Annotated in this window: 19 protein-coding genes; 13 read left to right on the top strand and 6 right to left on the bottom strand. The window is 62.6% G+C overall.

The window, feature by feature from the left end; genetic code table 11:
* Nucleotide 1 precedes the first annotated feature (1 nt).
* From ACSQ84_RS13005 to ACSQ84_RS13025, 5 genes are all read left to right on the top strand, one after another.
* Complete coding sequence (locus tag ACSQ84_RS13005; protein WP_436212042.1) at nucleotides 2-700, top strand: class I SAM-dependent methyltransferase; 699 nt, start codon at nucleotides 2-4, stop codon at nucleotides 698-700.
* 6 nt (nucleotides 701-706) lie between these two features.
* Nucleotides 707-1,597, top strand: a complete 891-nt coding sequence (locus ACSQ84_RS13010; RefSeq protein ID WP_436212043.1) for an EamA family transporter — start codon at nucleotides 707-709, stop codon at nucleotides 1,595-1,597.
* A gap of 7 nt (nucleotides 1,598-1,604) precedes the next feature.
* Entirely contained in the window at nucleotides 1,605-2,207 is a 603-nt protein-coding gene (locus tag ACSQ84_RS13015; protein WP_436212044.1) for a LysE family translocator, read from the top strand.
* Between the two features lie 146 nt (nucleotides 2,208-2,353).
* Entirely contained in the window at nucleotides 2,354-3,373 is a 1,020-nt protein-coding gene (ilvC, locus tag ACSQ84_RS13020) for a ketol-acid reductoisomerase (protein ID WP_436212045.1), read from the top strand.
* 466 nt (nucleotides 3,374-3,839) lie between these two features.
* On the top strand, nucleotides 3,840-5,951 hold the full coding sequence (locus tag ACSQ84_RS13025; RefSeq protein WP_436212046.1) for a methyl-accepting chemotaxis protein: 2,112 nt from the start codon (nucleotides 3,840-3,842) through the stop codon (nucleotides 5,949-5,951).
* Nucleotides 5,952-5,982: 31 nt separating this feature from the next.
* On the opposite strand, the gene ACSQ84_RS13030 is transcribed toward ACSQ84_RS13025, so the two are convergent.
* The gene (locus ACSQ84_RS13030; RefSeq protein ID WP_436212047.1) at nucleotides 5,983-7,068 is read right to left on the bottom strand and encodes a DUF2336 domain-containing protein; all 1,086 of its coding nucleotides are present in this window, start codon (nucleotides 7,066-7,068) and stop codon (nucleotides 5,983-5,985) included.
* Between the two features lie 584 nt (nucleotides 7,069-7,652).
* Here ACSQ84_RS13030 and ACSQ84_RS13035 point away from each other — a divergent pair.
* Both ACSQ84_RS13035 and ACSQ84_RS13040 read left to right on the top strand, forming a co-directional pair.
* Nucleotides 7,653-8,504, top strand: a complete 852-nt coding sequence (locus ACSQ84_RS13035; RefSeq protein ID WP_436212048.1) for an SDR family oxidoreductase — start codon at nucleotides 7,653-7,655, stop codon at nucleotides 8,502-8,504.
* Nucleotides 8,505-8,514: 10 nt separating this feature from the next.
* Complete coding sequence (locus ACSQ84_RS13040; RefSeq protein WP_436212049.1) at nucleotides 8,515-8,754, top strand: hypothetical protein; 240 nt, start codon at nucleotides 8,515-8,517, stop codon at nucleotides 8,752-8,754.
* Between the two features lie 12 nt (nucleotides 8,755-8,766).
* On the opposite strand, the gene ACSQ84_RS13045 is transcribed toward ACSQ84_RS13040, so the two are convergent.
* Nucleotides 8,767-9,387, bottom strand: a complete 621-nt coding sequence (locus ACSQ84_RS13045; protein ID WP_436212050.1) for a hypothetical protein — start codon at nucleotides 9,385-9,387, stop codon at nucleotides 8,767-8,769.
* 111 nt (nucleotides 9,388-9,498) lie between these two features.
* Between ACSQ84_RS13045 and ACSQ84_RS13050 the strand changes: the two genes are divergently transcribed.
* The 3 genes from ACSQ84_RS13050 (at nucleotide 9,499) to ACSQ84_RS13060 (ending at nucleotide 10,779) form a co-directional block, all read left to right on the top strand.
* Nucleotides 9,499-10,206: a TetR/AcrR family transcriptional regulator gene (locus tag ACSQ84_RS13050; RefSeq protein WP_436212051.1), complete on the top strand. Its 708-nt coding sequence runs from the start codon at nucleotides 9,499-9,501 to the stop codon at nucleotides 10,204-10,206.
* Between the two features lie 136 nt (nucleotides 10,207-10,342).
* Nucleotides 10,343-10,525 (top strand): hypothetical protein, encoded by a 183-nt coding sequence (locus ACSQ84_RS13055; protein WP_436212052.1) that lies wholly within the window; start codon nucleotides 10,343-10,345, stop codon nucleotides 10,523-10,525.
* Between the two features lie 11 nt (nucleotides 10,526-10,536).
* The gene (locus ACSQ84_RS13060; RefSeq protein ID WP_436212053.1) at nucleotides 10,537-10,779 is read left to right on the top strand and encodes a hypothetical protein; all 243 of its coding nucleotides are present in this window, start codon (nucleotides 10,537-10,539) and stop codon (nucleotides 10,777-10,779) included.
* A gap of 30 nt (nucleotides 10,780-10,809) precedes the next feature.
* Here the strand turns inward: ACSQ84_RS13060 and ACSQ84_RS13065 are convergent, their stop codons facing one another.
* Nucleotides 10,810-11,505, bottom strand: coding sequence for a Crp/Fnr family transcriptional regulator (locus ACSQ84_RS13065; protein ID WP_436212054.1), 696 nt, complete (start codon nucleotides 11,503-11,505; stop codon nucleotides 10,810-10,812).
* 272 nt (nucleotides 11,506-11,777) lie between these two features.
* Here ACSQ84_RS13065 and ACSQ84_RS13070 point away from each other — a divergent pair, with 272 nt between their 5' ends.
* Entirely contained in the window at nucleotides 11,778-12,002 is a 225-nt protein-coding gene (locus ACSQ84_RS13070; protein WP_436212055.1) for a response regulator, read from the top strand.
* 91 nt (nucleotides 12,003-12,093) lie between these two features.
* Here the strand turns inward: ACSQ84_RS13070 and ACSQ84_RS13075 are convergent, their stop codons facing one another.
* From ACSQ84_RS13075 to ACSQ84_RS13085, 3 genes are all read right to left on the bottom strand, one after another.
* Nucleotides 12,094-12,318 carry a hypothetical protein gene (locus ACSQ84_RS13075; protein WP_436212056.1) on the bottom strand — a complete coding sequence of 75 codons (225 nt, stop codon included), beginning with the start codon at nucleotides 12,316-12,318 and terminating at the stop codon, nucleotides 12,094-12,096.
* Nucleotides 12,319-12,382: 64 nt separating this feature from the next.
* Complete coding sequence (locus ACSQ84_RS13080) at nucleotides 12,383-12,577, bottom strand: hypothetical protein (protein WP_436212057.1); 195 nt, start codon at nucleotides 12,575-12,577, stop codon at nucleotides 12,383-12,385.
* A 19-nt stretch (nucleotides 12,578-12,596) separates the two neighbouring features.
* Complete coding sequence (locus tag ACSQ84_RS13085; protein ID WP_436212058.1) at nucleotides 12,597-12,800, bottom strand: hypothetical protein; 204 nt, start codon at nucleotides 12,798-12,800, stop codon at nucleotides 12,597-12,599.
* 388 nt (nucleotides 12,801-13,188) lie between these two features.
* Between ACSQ84_RS13085 and ACSQ84_RS13090 the strand changes: the two genes are divergently transcribed.
* Both ACSQ84_RS13090 and ACSQ84_RS13095 read left to right on the top strand, forming a co-directional pair.
* Nucleotides 13,189-14,901, top strand: a complete 1,713-nt coding sequence (locus tag ACSQ84_RS13090; RefSeq protein ID WP_436212059.1) for a sulfatase-like hydrolase/transferase — start codon at nucleotides 13,189-13,191, stop codon at nucleotides 14,899-14,901.
* A gap of 98 nt (nucleotides 14,902-14,999) precedes the next feature.
* On the top strand, nucleotides 15,000-16,670 hold the full coding sequence (locus tag ACSQ84_RS13095; protein WP_436212060.1) for a sulfatase-like hydrolase/transferase: 1,671 nt from the start codon (nucleotides 15,000-15,002) through the stop codon (nucleotides 16,668-16,670).
* Nucleotides 16,671-16,695 lie beyond the last annotated feature (25 nt).

Consider the following 16,695-nt stretch of genomic DNA (forward strand, 5'->3'; position numbering starts at 1 on the left):
CATGCTGGCGCGCGACTGGTATTACAATCAAAGGCGGCAGCTCGGGCTCGATTCCGCCGTCGCCTCGATCTATGACCGGCATGACGACAGCGACATCCGCGCCCGCGCGGCGCTGACCATGCTCGGTGTCCAGCGCGGCTGGCGGCTGGCCGATATCGGCTGCGGCAACGGCGTGCTGGCCGTCGAGGCGGCGCTGATGGGCGCCGAAGTCGACGCCATCGACATTTCGCCGGCGATGCTGGCGCTCGCCAATATCCAGGCCCGCGACCGCAAGGTCGCGGTTCGCACCCAGCCGGCGGGCATGCTGAGCTTCGCCTACCAGCCGAATTCCTATGATCTGATCGTCAGCGAGTTCACGCTGCATCATCTGCCGGATTTCTGGAAGGTGGTGGCACTGGCGCGAATCCATGCGGCGCTGAAGCCCGGCGCCAATTTTTACCTGCGCGACATCGTTTTCGTCAGCATGCCCGACGGCGTCGATCGCGACGTCGAGGCGTGGGCCGATTTCTCGATCAAGAACCACGATTTCGAGCGCGAGAGCGTGGTCACCCATATGCGCGACGAATACTCGACCTTCGGCTGGGTGATCGAACGCATGCTGACCGATGTCGGCTTCACGCTGGAATCGGTCGACTATCACGCGCCGCTGCACGGCACCTATCTTTTGCGCAAACCGAAGCCGGACCACCAACAGAGCTAGAAAAAAATGAAACCGGCCGATGTCTGCATCGCCGTCCTGGTAGCGGTGATCTGGGGGCTTGCCTTTGTCGCAAGCCGGATCGCGCTCAACGAATTTTCGCCGGAGCTGATGACGACGCTGCGCTTTGCGATCGCGGCGCTGCCGTGCCTGTTCGTGAAGAAGCCCGATGTGCCCTGGCCGCTGCTGATCGCGATCAGCTTTACGCTGTTCCTCGGCCAGTTCCTGTCGCAGGCGTTTGCCATCGCGTACGGCGTGCCGGTCGGCCTGTCCAGCGTGATCGTGCAGAGCCAGGCCCTGTTCACGATCGGCTTTGCGGAGCTGCTGTTTTCGGAATTGCCGTCGCGCACCCAGGCCGTCGGCATCGGTGTCGCCACGCTCGGCCTTCTGATGATCTGCGGCACCGTCGGTTATGATTTCAGCGTCGCCGCGTTCGCCGTTCTGATGATCTCGCCGCTCAGCTTTGCGGCCGGCAATTTGCTGCTGCGACAGGCGCAGGACGTGCGGATGTTCGATCTGTTCGCGTGGCTGTGTCTGGTTGCCGCAGTTCCCTTGTCCGCGCTGACGCTGGTCAGCAACGGGCCGCAGCCAACCTGGCACGCGCTGACCAACATGTCGCTGACCGGCTTCGTCTGTATGCTGGCGCTCGGCTTGATTTCCACCAGCATCGCCTATTGGCTGTGGGGCCGGCTGCTGCGGGATTATCCCGCGGCGCAGGTGGTGCCGTTCGCGCTGCTGGTGCCGTTCGTTGGATCCGCGGCTTCCAGTGTGGTATTCGGCGAAACTTTTGGGCCGCTGCGGCTCGCCGGCATGATCACCGTGGTCGGTGGCATCGCCGTGATGCTGCTGGCGAAGCGTTCGCATTCCTCATCAAAAACAGTTCTGCCAAAGATCGCGTGAGGTCGCCATGTCACATTCGCTTTTGATAGCCTTCGTGCTGTTCGCCACGGTGATGTTCTTCACGCCGGGCCCGAACAACATCATGCTGCTCTCCTCCGGACTGACTTACGGGTTCCGCCCGACCATTCCGCACATCGCCGGGATCACGTTCGGCTTTGCCTTCATGGTCGGCGCGGTCGGGCTTGGGCTCGGCACTATCTTCATCGCCTATCCGGTGCTGCAGACGATCCTCAAATATGCCGGCGTCGTCTATTTGATCTATCTCGCCGCCGCGATTGCGATGTCGGGGCCGGTTTCGGCCGGCCAGGACAACCGTCGCGGGCCGATGACGTTCTGGGGCGCGGCGATGTTCCAATGGGTCAACGCCAAGGGCTGGGTCATGGTGATCGGCACCATCACCGCCTATGCGGCGATCTCACCCTATCCCTGGAACATCGCCATCCAGGTCGCACTCAGCCTGCTCCTCGGGGCGCTGTCCTGCACCGCCTGGGCGCTGTTCGGCAGCGCGCTGCGGCCGGTCCTGACCTCGCCGAGGGCGGTGCGGGCCTTCAACATCGTCATGGCGGTGCTGCTATTGGCCTCGCTCTACCCGGTCTTCATGGACGCATGATGCCGCACCGCGCCATGCAGAAACGGGTTTCCTTTGACACGGAAAATGCTCTAGACAACGCCGGAAATTCGCGGGCGACCGGCGCTCCATCCCACCCAAATGCCTGATTAACCGGCCTGGTTTTGGCCACCGATGAGGAAACGACTATGCGAGTTTATTACGATCGTGATGCCGACCTGAACCTGATCAAGGGCAAGAAGGTCGTCATCGTCGGCTACGGCAGCCAGGGCCATGCCCATGCGCTGAACCTGAAGGATTCCGGCGTCAAGGACGTGGCCATCGCGCTGCGCAAGGGCTCCGCCTCGGCCAAGAAGGCCGAAAGCGCCGGCTTCAAGGTGATGGAAGTCGCCGAAGCCGCCAAATGGGCCGACCTCGTCATGATGCTCACCCCCGACGAATTGCAGGGCGATATCTACCGCGAGCATCTGCACGACAACATGAAAAAGGGCGCGGCGCTCGTGTTCGCGCACGGCCTCAACGTGCACTTCAACCTGCTCGACCCGCGCGCCGATCTCGACGTGCTGATGATCGCGCCGAAGGGCCCCGGCCACACCGTGCGCTCCGAATATCAGCGCGGCGGCGGCGTGCCCTGCCTGATCGCGATCGCCAAGGACGTCTCGGGCAACGCCCATGACCTCGGCCTGTCCTATGCTTCGGCCATCGGCGGCGGCCGTGCCGGCATCATCGAGACCTCGTTCAAGGAAGAATGCGAGACCGATTTGTTCGGCGAGCAGGTGGTGCTGTGCGGCGGCCTGGTCGAACTGATCAAGGGTGGTTTCGAGACGCTGGTGGAAGCCGGCTACGCGCCCGAGATGGCGTATTTCGAATGCCTGCACGAAGTGAAGCTGATCGTCGACCTGATCTATGAAGGCGGCATCGCCAACATGAACTACTCGATCTCCAACACCGCCGAGTACGGCGAATACGTCACCGGCCCGCGCATCGTGACATCAGAGACCAAGGCCGAGATGAAGCGCGTGTTGTCCGACATCCAGTCCGGCAAGTTCGCCCGCGACTGGATGCTGGAGAACAAGGTCAACCAGACCTCGTTCAAGGCCACCCGCGCCAAGCTCGCCGCCCACCCGATCGAGGAAGTCGGCGAAAAACTCCGCGACATGATGCCGTGGATCAAGAAGGGCGCGCTGGTCGACAAGACCAAGAACTGATAGCTCTCAAGGTCAGAACGAATTTGGGCCGCGCATCGCGCGGCCCTTTTTCATGATCAGATCCCAAGCGGGCAAAGTGAAGCGTGCCCATCATCGCGGTGATGGACTCGGCTGAGGTGGTGAGCACGGCGTCACGCGCGTCGAAGAAGGGTTGCGTCGGGCGCGCGTCACTATCTCTGCAACATCACTGCAGCCGAATTTGATTTGTTGGCGCTCGTCGAAATTTTTCAAGCAACAGAAGATCATGCAACGCAACTGCTATTCGTAGTTGCTGCTTTCATCTTCCGCGCGAATGCGAACGATCGCATCGTCTCCAGTAATTCACAGGAAATTAAGCGGGTAGGATTATTTCTAAGACGACGACCGAACGAGACTTCAAGATCTCCGCGGATTCTCTCCGCGTCCGTGCTTCGCAATCTCGGCGTCCTTGTGACATTTGAAGTCCTGGATTGAAAGCCCTCTCGCCATGAATCCGGCCGCCCAAGTCACTGTTTGGAATATTCGCAATCTTCTCATCGCCGCCGTTGCGCTGCTGTCCCTGCTCGGCCTCGCCGTATCGGGTTACGTGTTGCGCAATGCCAGCCTCGAGCGCGCCACAGCTTCGGACGCCGCATCCGCCAACGAGGTCGCCGATCTGTTGCTGGAAAGTGCCGGCCAATGGGCCCGCGAGCGCGGAGCGACCAACCTGGCATTGAATGCGGCCAATCCCGCAGCGGAGGCGCAAGTCGCGGCGATCGGGAATTTTCGCAAGGCGGCGGACCAGCCGTTTGAGCAGGCGCTCGGTCGCATGGCGGCGCAGGATTTTGCCAATCGCGACGAACTGATCGCGAACGCGAAACGTGTGTTCGAGCAACTGGTAGAGCTCCGACGCCAGGCGGCCGCTGAAATGGCCAAACCCGCAAGCGCGCGTCAGTCTCAGGTGGTGTCGCAATGGGCGCCGACCATCACCGCGATGATCGTGGCGAGTCAGAGTCTGCGCGTGGCCGCGGCGATGGACGAGGACAACATTCAGGCGCGGCTGTCGAGCCTGCAAAATCTCAAGCACTTCGTCTGGATCATGAGCGAGTATCTCGGCCGCGAGCGCGCCATGGTGGCGGCAATGGTCGCCGCCGCCCGACCGATGAAGGCTCAGGAGATCAGCGCACTCGGCGCCTTCCGGGGCCGTGTGGAAGCGGCGTGGGATTATGTCCAGGCCTATGCGGCAAAAACCTCGGCAGCGCCGCCGGTGACCGCGGGCGCCAGCCGGGTCCGCCAACGGGTGTTCCAGCGCTTCGAGGAGACCCGCAAGGCAGTCTACGCCGGGGGTCTTGGTGGCGGAAACTACCCGATCAATTCCGCCGAATGGTTCAGCCAGTCGACGGCGGCCATCGACGAAGTGATCGCGTTGAGCGCATTGGCCAGCCAGGAAGCCGCGCGTCTGGCCGAAGCCGCCCGGCGCAACAGCTTGCAGACCCTGGTGCTCAATGGCTTGCTGATGGCTTTCTCGCTGCTGCTCGCCGCAGCTACGCTCTGGATGGTGACGATCCGCATCATTCGTTCGCTTGGCCAGATGACCGACGCGATGGGTGAACTGGCGGGCGGCGGGACGTCGGTTGTCGTGCCCTGCTCGGACCGCCGCGACGAATTGGGTTCGATGGCGCGCGCCTTACTGGTGTTCAAGGATAATGCCGTCCGGGTGCAAGCCATGCAGGCCGAGCGCGAGGCGCTCGAAATTACCGCGCGGCAGGAAAAGTCAGCCGAGATGGCCCGGCTTGCCGACGCGTTTGAAGGCACGGTCGGTGAGATTATCGAAACCGTGACGGCTGCCTCGACGGAGCTTGAGGCGTCGGCGGGCACCGTGACGACGACCGCGGTGCGGGCGCAGGAACTTGCGACCATGGTCGCCGCTGCCTCGGAGGAGGCCTCGACCAATGTTCAATCGGTGGCCTCCGCGAGCGAAGAGATGGCCTCCTCGGTCAACGAGATCAGCCGGCAGGTGCAGGCATCCGCGGAAATTGCAGGCGAGGCAGTGGAGCAGGCGCGCAAGACCCACGACCGCGTCAATGACCTGTCGAGTGCGGCCAACCGGATCGGCGATGTGGTCGAACTGATCAACACCGTCGCGGGGCAAACCAACCTGTTGGCCCTCAACGCAACCATCGAAGCGGCGCGTGCCGGAGAGGCCGGACGTGGCTTTGCGGTAGTCGCCTCCGAGGTCAAGGCGCTGGCTGAGCAAACGGCGAAAGCGACCGAAGAGATTCGCAAGCAGATCAGCGACATCCAGAGCGCGACGCGGGATTCCGTGCACGCGATCGAGGAGATCGGCTTGACCATCGGCCGGATCTCGGAAATCTCGTCGACCATTGCCGCCGCGGTCGAGGAGCAGGGCGCTGCCACACAGGAGGTCGCCCGTAACGTTCAGCAGGCGGCGCTCGGCACCCAGCAGGTGGCCTCCAACATCACCGACGTGCAACGCGGCGCCAGCGAAACCGGTTCGGCGTCATCCCGGATGCTGACGTCGGCGCAGTCGCTTTCGTCGGAAAGCGGCCGCCTCAAACGGGAGGTCGGCAAATTCCTGGAGACGGTGCGCGCGGCGTGACAGTCATGCCGCCCGCGTGCAGGAGCGAGATCTATCGCTCGATCCTGTTGTGAAGTTGCCAGAAGCGGACGGTGCGCTGGGCGGTCTCCATCGACAGTTTCTTGTAGTCCCGCTCAGCGATGGCCAGCGTTTGGTCGTCGATGCGGCGCTTCATCGGCCGGTTGCGCAGGATGCTCTCGACCGTCGGCCAGTTCAGGCGGGCTGACCGGCAGGGAATCAGGATGAGGTCGGCGCGGGGCCCTTCGATCAGGCGCGCCATCATTTCGGACGGCACGTCGTTGAGTACCGCGAGTGAGACCATGACTTCATCGAACTTCTTGGCTTCCGCGAAATCATACACCGCGGCGTCGTCCAACTCCTTCAATTCCATCATCAGCTTGATGAGTTCTTCGGCCACGCGGAAGTCGCGTCCGGACGGAGGTCCCTCGCGCACGATGTCTTCGATCACCCGGCGGATCTCTTCCTGCAGTGCGGGCGGCGCAAGGGCCAGAAGCCTTGCACGAACGGCGTCCTTGGCGCGGCGCAGCAGGTCGCGCAGGAATTTTATAGGGAGATCGAGGCGCAGGCCGAGGATCTCGACCAATTCCTCATCGCTTTCGGAATGCGTGACCATGCCGGAATAGCCGGCCTCGGAGAATCGTGCGGTCGCGTTCTTCGCGAGCCTTCGAATGACCTTGGTCTGGCCGCGATCGACGATCACGTCGGTGACGGCCTCCGGCAGATTGTCGCGCGCCGAGATCGCGAGCAGATGCTCCTGCCCCTTGATGCGGGCGATTTCGACCAGCGCTTCGACGCTGAGGCGGTTGGAATGGGTGAGCACCTCGCCGGCGACCGAGATTTCGTCGTCCCATGCGAGATACTGAATGACTTCGAACGGCGCGTAGTCGAGCGGCGCCAGCCGCTTGCTGAGCTCGGCCCTGGCCCGCGTCTCGACGCGTGCGATCAGCAGGCAGAGCACGTCGTCAAAAACCTTGACCTGGTCTTCGCTGAGACGTTCGCCGTCATTGAGGAAGAGATCGGTGACCTGACGCAGGGTTTCGACCCGCCGGGCAGGCGATCCGCCTCTTACGGCGTCTTCGAGTTCGGCGATAATGGAGTGAGCCGGCTGTTGCGCCATCGTGGGCAGCCTGTTTGTTGTTTCAACTTCAGCATGCACCATGCCGAATGCGGTCTTTCGCGAGCGTTAAGGCGAAACTCCGTAGAATCGCGGGACGGCTGCACTGAAAACAGGCGCGTGGGAAGTTCGCACGTATCGTTGCGCGTTCGCCGCATGAGCGGTCCGAACATTGTCCGGTTTGCATTGCCGATTGCTTTACCAAGCATGCGACGCTGCATGCCGCCCTATTGCGCCATATCGACGTCAAACCACCGGCATTCGCTGAATTTGCGCCGTCTCCGGTACTTGGTCCGGGCTGCTATCCTCTCCAAACCGTTTCGGAAAAAACTCGAAGGCGAAGCGCTCCGACAACAGGCCATCAAGCCTCGCCGGCCGCCGGGTAGTGGCTCTTGACGCGCTACGCTAAGGGTTTCTTCACGACGAATTTCGTTAAGGCTGCTGGGCGGCGTTCTTCAATCTCTCCCATGCAATTACGGGGCGAGGGCGCGGCGCCTCCGTCGACGAGGGATACCGGCCGCCGCCGCTCATTGCACTTCTCCCGATCCGGATTACATCAACCCCGCCTTGCAGAGGGGGAGATAATCATGAGAACCGTCGTGATCACCGGGGCATCCACCGGCATCGGCTGGGCTTCCGCGAAACTGTTGCTCGATCGTGGCTTTCGCGTGTTCGGCAGCGTGCGCAAGCAGCTCGACGCCGACCGCCTCAGGGTCGAGTTCGGTGCTGACTTCACGCCGCTGCTGTTCGATGTCACCGACGAGGCGGCGGTGCTGGCCGCGGCGCGCGAGGTGCGCCGCCAATTGAACGGCGAAACGCTGGCCGGGCTCGTCAACAATGCCGGCATTGCGGTGTCCGGTCCGGTGTTCGAACTTGCGGCCGACGAGTTCCGCCGCCAGTTGGAGGTCAATGTGATCGGGCCTGTGATCGCGACGCAGGCGTTCGGCCCGCTGCTCGGCGCCGATCCGCAGCTCAAGGGGCCGAAGGGCCGCATCGTAATGATCTCCTCGGTCTCCGGCAAGAATGGCGCGCCGATGACGTCGGCCTATGCGGCCTCCAAGCACGCGATCGAGGGGTTGTCGGAGAGCCTGCGCCGCGAACTGATGCTGTTCGGAATCGACGTCATCATCGTCGCCCCCGGTGCGGTGAAGACGCCGATCTGGAACAAGGCCGAAGAGGTCGATATTTCCGGCTATAGAAACTCGCCGTTTTTCCCGTCGCTGCAAAAGGTTCGCGCCTACATGCTGCGGCTCGGCGCGACCGGATTGCCGGCGGAGAAGATCGCCGAGAAGATATTCGACGCACTGACACTGCCGAAACCGAGAGTCCGGTATTCGATCGTGCCCGATCCGGTGCAGGTATTGGTGGCGGCGCTGCTGCCCAGGCGCACGGTCGACAAGATCATCGCCAAACGCCTCGGCCTGACGCCGCAGGCATGACGGCGACGCGGTGACGGAAACAATCGGCAAGACCAACGTGGAGCTGACCGAACTGGTCAACGCGGCGCTTCGCGATCAACCGGGATGCGAAACCGCTCGTGTCAGCGGTCTTCAGCCGGTGGCGGGCGTTCGCGGCGGCCGCAACTGGGAAATCCCGAACGTGGTGCTCGGCGACAGCCTGATCAGCGACGTCGATCGCGCCGTGATCACCATTCATCGCCGATTGGGCCGCTCGTTTCATCTGCTCTGATATGACTGACCGTCATCCCGCGGCCATCGTCCGCGGGGTTCGCGCCGCCGCCATGCTGATCATCCGCAGGGCGAACACCGCGGCCAGCGGGATCAGGAACAGCGCGTAGAGCGGCATGTCCGGGATCCGCTTGCCGAACGACACCGTGAACTGAAGCAGCAAATAATAGCCGCCGATCAGATGCAACCTGCGCCAGGCGGTCGCGCCGAGGGCTCTGGCGGTGCGGTCGAATGACGTCGCCGTCATCGCGATGATGACGGCATAGCCGATGCCGCCGAAAATATAGGAGGCCAGCGAGGTCGCGGCTGCATAACCCGCCGGATCCATGATTGCGAACGCGCCGATTGCCACCGCGTGGATGCCGTGCGATGCCGCAAAGGTCACGCCGAGATAGCGGCGATTGCGGCGCTGCCATCGTGTCCAGGCGTTGGGCCAGAGCCGCGCCAGCGCCGCGGCGCTGAAGGCGAGACAGAAGAACAGCAGCGAGGTCCGCGCGGTGAAGCGGATCACCATGCGCACGCCATCGACCTCGAATTGCCGCATCCCGGCGATCCAGACCGACAGCGCGAGCAGGGTCAGCGCCAGCACGGCGAACAGCCGCCAGCCTTCGAACCAGTTTTGACGGCCGGACATCGCGCGCTCCCCTGCAAATGAATGTAATCACCAGTTACATTTGCGGCCCGCGCTTCGTCAATCCGTGTAATCGATGCTTACATTCACAAGAGGGTGATGGTAGGAGGGAGAATGCGTCCTTCAGCCAAACCTCCGTCCGCCAAAGCTCCGCCTGCCAAACCGCGCCGCCGCACCGCGCGCGTGCCGGCGCCAAAGCCCTATCACCATGGCGATCTCCGGCGGGTCCTGATCGACGCCGCGCTGCAATTGGTCGGCGAGGGCGGTCCCGAGGCGGTCAGTGTGCGCGAGGCCGCGCGCCGCGCCGGAGTGTCGCCGGGGGCGCCGTTCCGGCATTTTCCGAGTCGCGACGCCCTGATGAACGCCGTCGCCGAGGAAGCGCAGCGCCGGTTCCGGGCCGAGATCGAGGCGGCACTTGCCGAGGCACCGGCCGGCGCCGGCGACCCCTTGGGCCGGTTTCGCTGCCTGGGGCTGGCCTACCTGCGCTGGGCGATGAAGAACCCGACCCATTTCGAGATCATTTCCAGCCGCCGCTTTTTTGATCACGACAAGGCGGCGGGTGTCTCGCAGGACAATGCCGAGCTGATCGATCTTGCCGAACGCACGCTGGCGGAGGCGTTTGCGGAGGGGCAATTGCGCTCGCCGGACCTGAAACGGGTGCAGATTGCCGGCCGGGCGCTGGTCTATGGCTTCGCCCGGATGAACATCGATGGCCATTTTCCGCGTTGGGGTGTCGCCGGCGCGGACGCCGAAGGCACCGCGGCAGGCATCCTCGATCTCTTTATCGAGGGTATTGCCAAAGTTCCCGGCAAATTCGCTTGATGCTGGGGCACAAGACACCGCCCAAGGTGCCAGGAACCCACGATGGCGCCGCGCGTTGACAGACGCGGCAAGCCGTTCCGCCACCGTTCGCTGCTGCATCAATTTGGAGACTGCATGCTGAACCGGGAGGACGCCCGTGGTCAGAGAAGGTCCTGCGCAACCCGCACCACCGCCGAAGGAACCCTATCCCGCCAACAAGGCGCGAGGCGCCGAGGTGATCCTCAATACGCCGCTGCGACGGTGGATCTTCTTTGGCGGGCTTGTCGGCGCCATCGTGCTGGTGCTCGTCCTGAGCCTCGTTCGCCTGGGAAGCGGCTAACGGAGACTGCCATGAAGCGAGGCTTGTTATCCGCCGTGTTCGTGCTGATTCTGAACGCTTCCGCTCTCGCCCAGCCTGCGGGAAACGCACCTGCATTCTACATCGTGCTGAACTCGCTAACCAAGACCTGCACGGTGGTCGACAAGACCCTTCGCACCGACACGCCCAACATCACGGTGGCCAGCGACACGATCTATAAAACGCGGGCCGAGGCGGAAAACGCCATCAAGACTCTGAAGCCATGCAACCAATAGAATGGCGTCGGCAACGCACCAGGCTGCCGGCTACTTCTTGATCGGTCCGATCAGCTTTTCATAAAGCATCTTGACCGAGCCATAGCATTCGCAGGTGCTCCTCTGCATCGCCTTCGCATCGATGATCTGGATCTTGCCGCGGGCATATTTGATCAGGCCGGCCTCCTGCAAGGTCTTGGCAACCGCGGTCACACTCGTTCTTCGGACGCCGAGCATTTCCGCCAGATATTCCTGCGTGAACGGCAGGTTGTCACTCCCGGATAAGTCCCTCGCGCGGAGTAACCAGCGGCAGAACCGCGCTTCCACCTGATGCGTGGCAAAACATGCCGCGGATTGCTGCGCCTGCGCGTAGACTGTTTGTTCGTGTCGAATGAGCAGAGAGAGCAAATTCGGGCTTTTCAGGGCGGTTGATTTAAGGGCGTCGATATCGCACACGATAATTTCACCGCCAAGCTGAATGATGCCGCGGCTCAGCGATACTTTGCCATCGAGTGCCGCGGAAGCACCGACCACGCCGTCGCTGCCGACCATCGCCGCTTCGACGGTTTCCCCGGTCGAAAGCGTGATCACCAACGACACGACTGCGCTGGTCGGAAAATAGACGTGGCGAATTTGTTCGTCCGCTTCAAACAACACGTGGTGCTGTTCGAATTTTGCCGGCTTAAAATAAGGCGTGAGAAGTTTTGAGTCGGACGGCGAGAGAAGGCTGAGCAATTGATTGTCCACGAAGCGCGCTCCTGAGTGACAGGCGGGAGCGCGAAGAACTCTCAGCTATCGGTGCCTTGGCGGGATACCCGATAATTCCCGGACGGTACGTCAACTACCGGACATAGCAAGAAAATAATCCCACTATGTCGGGTATCGGACAGACGCCGAAAGCCGTTCGGCGAACGATGCGGCAGGATATTACGGGCCTGCGTCTTTCCATGTTTGAAAGATGCTTTTGTGCGCCGCGAACGGCACGATCCAAGCGGCGAGATATGCATGAGAGAAGGATCATGCCCAGAACACCGGACGTCCCGCTTTCTTGGATCGAACGGCCGCGCTGCGGTCGGTGCCTCTCCCGGATGATGCTGGCGCGTATCGCGCCGCTGCCCGACGGTTCCGAGGAACGGACTTTCGAATGCCCGAAGTGCAACGCGATCGAAACCAAGACGATTGCCGACCCGCTGAAATCGGAAGCCGTGGTGCGGCTGACGACTAATGTCCGCCCCCCGGTTTGACGAAGATCTGGGCTTGACTCAAATCGCGATCCGGGTCGCCGGCGCCTTGGCGTTGACTGCCGTGATCGCCATCTCGATATTTTTCGTGATCCTATTGATCGTCGAGCCGGGCTGACGTTTTCCGGTAATGACGATCCGGTTTGGCGCGAACCCGAAGTTCGCGGGCGGCCATGCTTCCGGCTTCGGTAAGACCTTCAAGCGTCGTGTCGCCACCCTCGGCGCGTTTGAGAATTTTGTTGGCGATGTAGCGCCGGTACTCGTGCAGTTCCGGCTTCTTTTTCAGTAACAGGCTGGCCCGCTCCAGCGCGACTTCCATATTGGCCACGGTCCTGGAATTGAAATGCTCCGTGATCATGCGCATTCCTCCATACGATTGAGGCTCAGCTCTTTGGCGGTCGCCCCCGCTTGGCAAACAGCACGCCCTGCATGTCCACGGCGTTTTGCAGAATGCCGGCGCGCTTCATCGCTTCGGTGCGCTCCGGGCCGGGAGCCATGGTGCGGGCTGCTTCAAGCGCGGCCAGCGCTTCGGTTTCGAGATCGAGCTTGGGGCGGGGGTTCTTGATCGGTCGGGCCATGGTTGTAACGCTTCGGCTATTACTGGGTTTTCGTCGGGTTATCGGGGACCGGGCCTGGCGCGGCTTGCTGCAACTGTCCCGGCCTGCCACCTGTCCAGCCCACGCTATGCGGATCCAGCGGGTCGATCGCCTCGATCCTGGTTTCGACGTGGGCGCATTTCGGGCATTGGTAGCTGCGATGCTCGAATCCTTCCGTGCCCGCCAACACGGCAACCGTCAGCATCCGCGTTTGGCAGTCAGGGCAGCGCGGACGGTGGGTGGGCAACAGCTCTGGATCGGCTCTGGTCCTCGGCATGTCCAAAAATAACGCCGTCCAAAAACGGTTGTCTGTCCGGTACCTGACCCAGAAGTCGCTAAAATCAGGTGGCCCGGCGACGATCCTTGGCCGTTGGCAAGGGCGCGCGCGGGGCTGGCGGCGGGCCGGCCGGCGGCGTGTGCGAATGCCAACCGGATTCACTAAAGCTTTGCGTTGCAACGGCAAATTCATTGCCTGTTCATGACGTTTACACTACGTTTTCATGACACGGCTCAGGTTCCGGCTGCGTCGTGGGTCTCCTGGCCGTCGCCAGCCAAGGCATTTGCATTGCGCCGGGCAGTGTTGCGTCCCATCCATGGCGCCCGCGCCAAACCCAGGTCCCTCCGCAATTGCTGCGGTCGCCGCCGGCATCGCCGCGATCGGTGCATGGCGGCTATTGGCCGTCGCTGCGCCGCATGCCGCCGCGGTGGCAATCATGTACCAGACTGAACCGGATTTCGCCGGGCGGGTCGGCTTCGCGCTGTCCTGGGGCATCCTGAACCTGCTGTTCATCGCGCTAGTGCGCCGGCCCGCGCTGTCGGGCGCGCTGTCGCTGACGCTGGTCGTGGTGCTGGTGCTGCTGTCGAAGTTCAAGCACGGCGTCGTGCAGATGACCGCGAACTTCGTCGACCTGATGGTGATCGATCGCGACAGTGCCGCATTCCTGTTTACGATTTTCCCGAACCTGCGCTGGTCGGTGATCCTGACCGGCCTCGTCACCATTCCCCTGATGTACGCGCTGTGGTGGCTCGATCCGTTCCGCATCCGCCGCCTGCCGGCGCTGGCGGGCATGCTCGCCTGCCTTGCCGCGCTCGCAGGATATTCCTTTACGTGGCCCGATGATGCCTGGCGCAGCTACTATCCCGACGGCTACCTGTCCAAATTTGCCCGTTCCGGCGTTACTGCGGTCTCGGATTTCGCCAACTACGGTTTCATGGAATCCGACGCCGTTGCCGCCGGCCGCCTCAAGGTGCCGCTGGTGGATTCATGCGCCCCGGCGGGGCGGCGGCCGCACATCATCATGGTCCATGACGAGTCGAGTTTCGACATTCGGCAGGCGCAGGGCATCAAGGTCCCGGCGGGCTATGGCAGCCATTTCGACTCCTTCGATGGCAAGGCGCGCAAGTTCGTGGCCGAAAGCAGCGGCGGGGCGAGCTGGTTCACCGAATACAATGTGCTGGCCGGGCTGTCGTCGCGCTCGTTCGGCCGGTTTTCCTACTTTGTGACCCGCATCGCGGCGGGCCGTGTCGAGCGCGGCTTGCCGCTGGCGCTGCGCCGCTGCGGCTACAGCACGACTTCGCTCTATCCGGCCCACGGCGCGTTCATGAGCGCGCGCGGTTTCCACACCACCACCGGCATCCAGAATTTCTACGACGCTCGCGATCTCGGCGCCAAGGGCATCGAGCCCGACAGTTTCTTTTATGACAAGGCCCTGAGCCTGTTGTCGCAGAACGCCGCGACGAACCCGCAATTCATCTTCGTCTATCTCGCCGCCAATCACTTCCCGTGGGAGAAACCGTTTCGCGCCGACCTGACGCCGTCCTGGACCAGGCCCGGCAACACGCCTGTGGTCGATGAATATGTCCGCCGGCAGACCATGAGCGCCAACGACTACGCGGCGTTCGTCGCCGGGTTGAAGAAGAAGTTTCCGGCACAGCCGTTTCTGATCGTGCGCTATGGCGACCATCAGCCGGAATTTTCGTCCCATGTCCTCGATCCCGGTATTGACGAGATCGCCGCCGGCAAGAAGTTCGAGAATTACGATCCGCGCTATTTCACGACCTATTACGCGATCGACGCCATCAATTTCGAACCGGTCAAGAGCCCCGCGGTGATGGAAACGGTCGACGCGGCCTATCTGCCGCTGGTGGTCCAGGAGGCCGCCGGCATCCCGCTCGATCCCTCCTTTACGGAGCAGAAGAGCATCATGCTGCGCTGCAAGGGCGTGTTCTATGCTTGCAAGGGCGGCGCAGAAGCCCGACGCTTCAACCGGCTTCTGATCGACGCCGGTTTCGTGAAAAACCTCTAGCCAGCAGGAGGGTTAGTATTCCAGCCTCCGTCAAACCAGCAGCAAGCCGGGCCGGCGATACAGCATCGCGCGGGGCCTGGTTCTATGCCGGCGTCGGCGTGGTCGCCGCGCTGCATCTTGCGGCCCTGGCGGTCCTGCTCACCACGGAATACGGATTTTTTGGCATCACGCTCTCGGCGCTGGCGTGGGTCTTTGTGAATTGTCTCTTGCTGCTGGTGCTGCCGCGGCCCGGCATTGCCGCTGCGCTGGGGCTTGTTTTGGTGGTGCTGCTGATCGTGCTGTCGCGCTTTAAGTCCGACATTTTGCAGCTAACTCTGACGTTCCTCGATTTCCTGATCATCGATCGCGATACGTTGTCGTTCCTGCTCTCGGTGTTTCCACAGTTGCGGACGCAACTGATCGTAGCGGCAGTAATTGCCGTTCCGCTGCTGTGGGCGATCTGGCGCGTCGATCCGCTTCGCGCAGGTCGCCGCCCTGTGCTGGCGGTTCTTGCCGCCACCACCGTGTCGATGTCGGCGATGTCGGTCGCAGTACCCGAGCAGGCGTGGGAGCCGTTCCAGGGCGTCAATCATATTTCCAGTCTGGCGCGCTCGGGCGTGGTTGCGGTGTCGCGGCTGGCCTCGACCGGATGGATCGAGGCCGATCCGCCGGCGAGCGGCTCGCTTGGCCTGGCCCCGGGAGCGCATGCCACAGGCCGGACGGCACTGTCGCCGGACGAAAAATGCGACGCCACGGCAAAGCGGCCGCACATCATCCTGCTGCTCGACGAGTCCAGCTTCGACATCTCAGCCGCGCCCGGCGTCAAGGTGCCGCCGGGGTATGCCGACTACTTCAAGTCCGCTGACGGCAAGCAACGGACCATGATCGCCGAGGCGACCGGCGGTCCGACCTGGTACACCGAGTTCAATGTCCTGACCGGCATGTCGGTGCGGTCGTTCGGCGATCTGAAGTTCTACGTCACGAGGATCACCGCGAACCGGATCGAGCGCGGCCTGCCGCAGGCGCTGCAGCGTTGCGGCTACAAGACCGTCTCGCTCTATCCGACCTATGGCGACTTCCTCAGCGCGCGGGCGTTCCAGAAGGGTCTCGGCGTCGAGCGATTCCTCGACATGGCGGATATGGGCGTCGCTGAGGACATGCAGCCCGACAAGTTCTACTTCGACCAGGCTCTGAAGGCGTTCGCGGACCAGCAATCGTCACAGTCGCCGGTCTTCATGTTCGTCTATCTCACGGCCAATCATTTTCCCTGGACCAGTGTCTACCGGCCCGACCTGACGCCGGACTGGAAACCGCCGGGAAATACGCCGGAGATCGACGAATATATTCGCCGCCAGATCATGACGGCAAAGGACTACCGCGATTTCACCGCACGGCTGGCGCGCGACTATCCGGACCAATCATTTCTGGTGCTGCGCTTCGGCGATCATCAACCGGCAATCTCGCAGAAACTGCTCGAGCCCGGCATCGACCGGAAATCGCTGGGCCAACGTATCATGACCGCGGATCCACGCTACTTCTCGACCTATTATGCGCTGGATGGAATCAACTTCCAGCCGCCCGATCTGTCGTCGGCCCTTGCAACCCTCGATGCGGCCTACATCCCGCTGGTGATTCAGGAAGCCGCCGGCGTGCCGCTCGATCCGTCGTTCAGGGAGCAGAAGAGCATCATGTTCCGCTGCAAGGGCGTATTCTACGCCTGCAAGGACGGCGCGGAAGCCAGGCGCTTCAACCGCCTCCTGATCGACGCCGGGCTGGTGCGGGGGCTGTAGGCGCCGGTTCAGGCAGGCTGCCGTC

The sequence above is a fragment of the Bradyrhizobium sp. LjRoot220 genome (assembly GCF_964252915.1).
Taxonomy (GTDB): Bacteria; Pseudomonadota; Alphaproteobacteria; order Rhizobiales; family Xanthobacteraceae; genus Bradyrhizobium.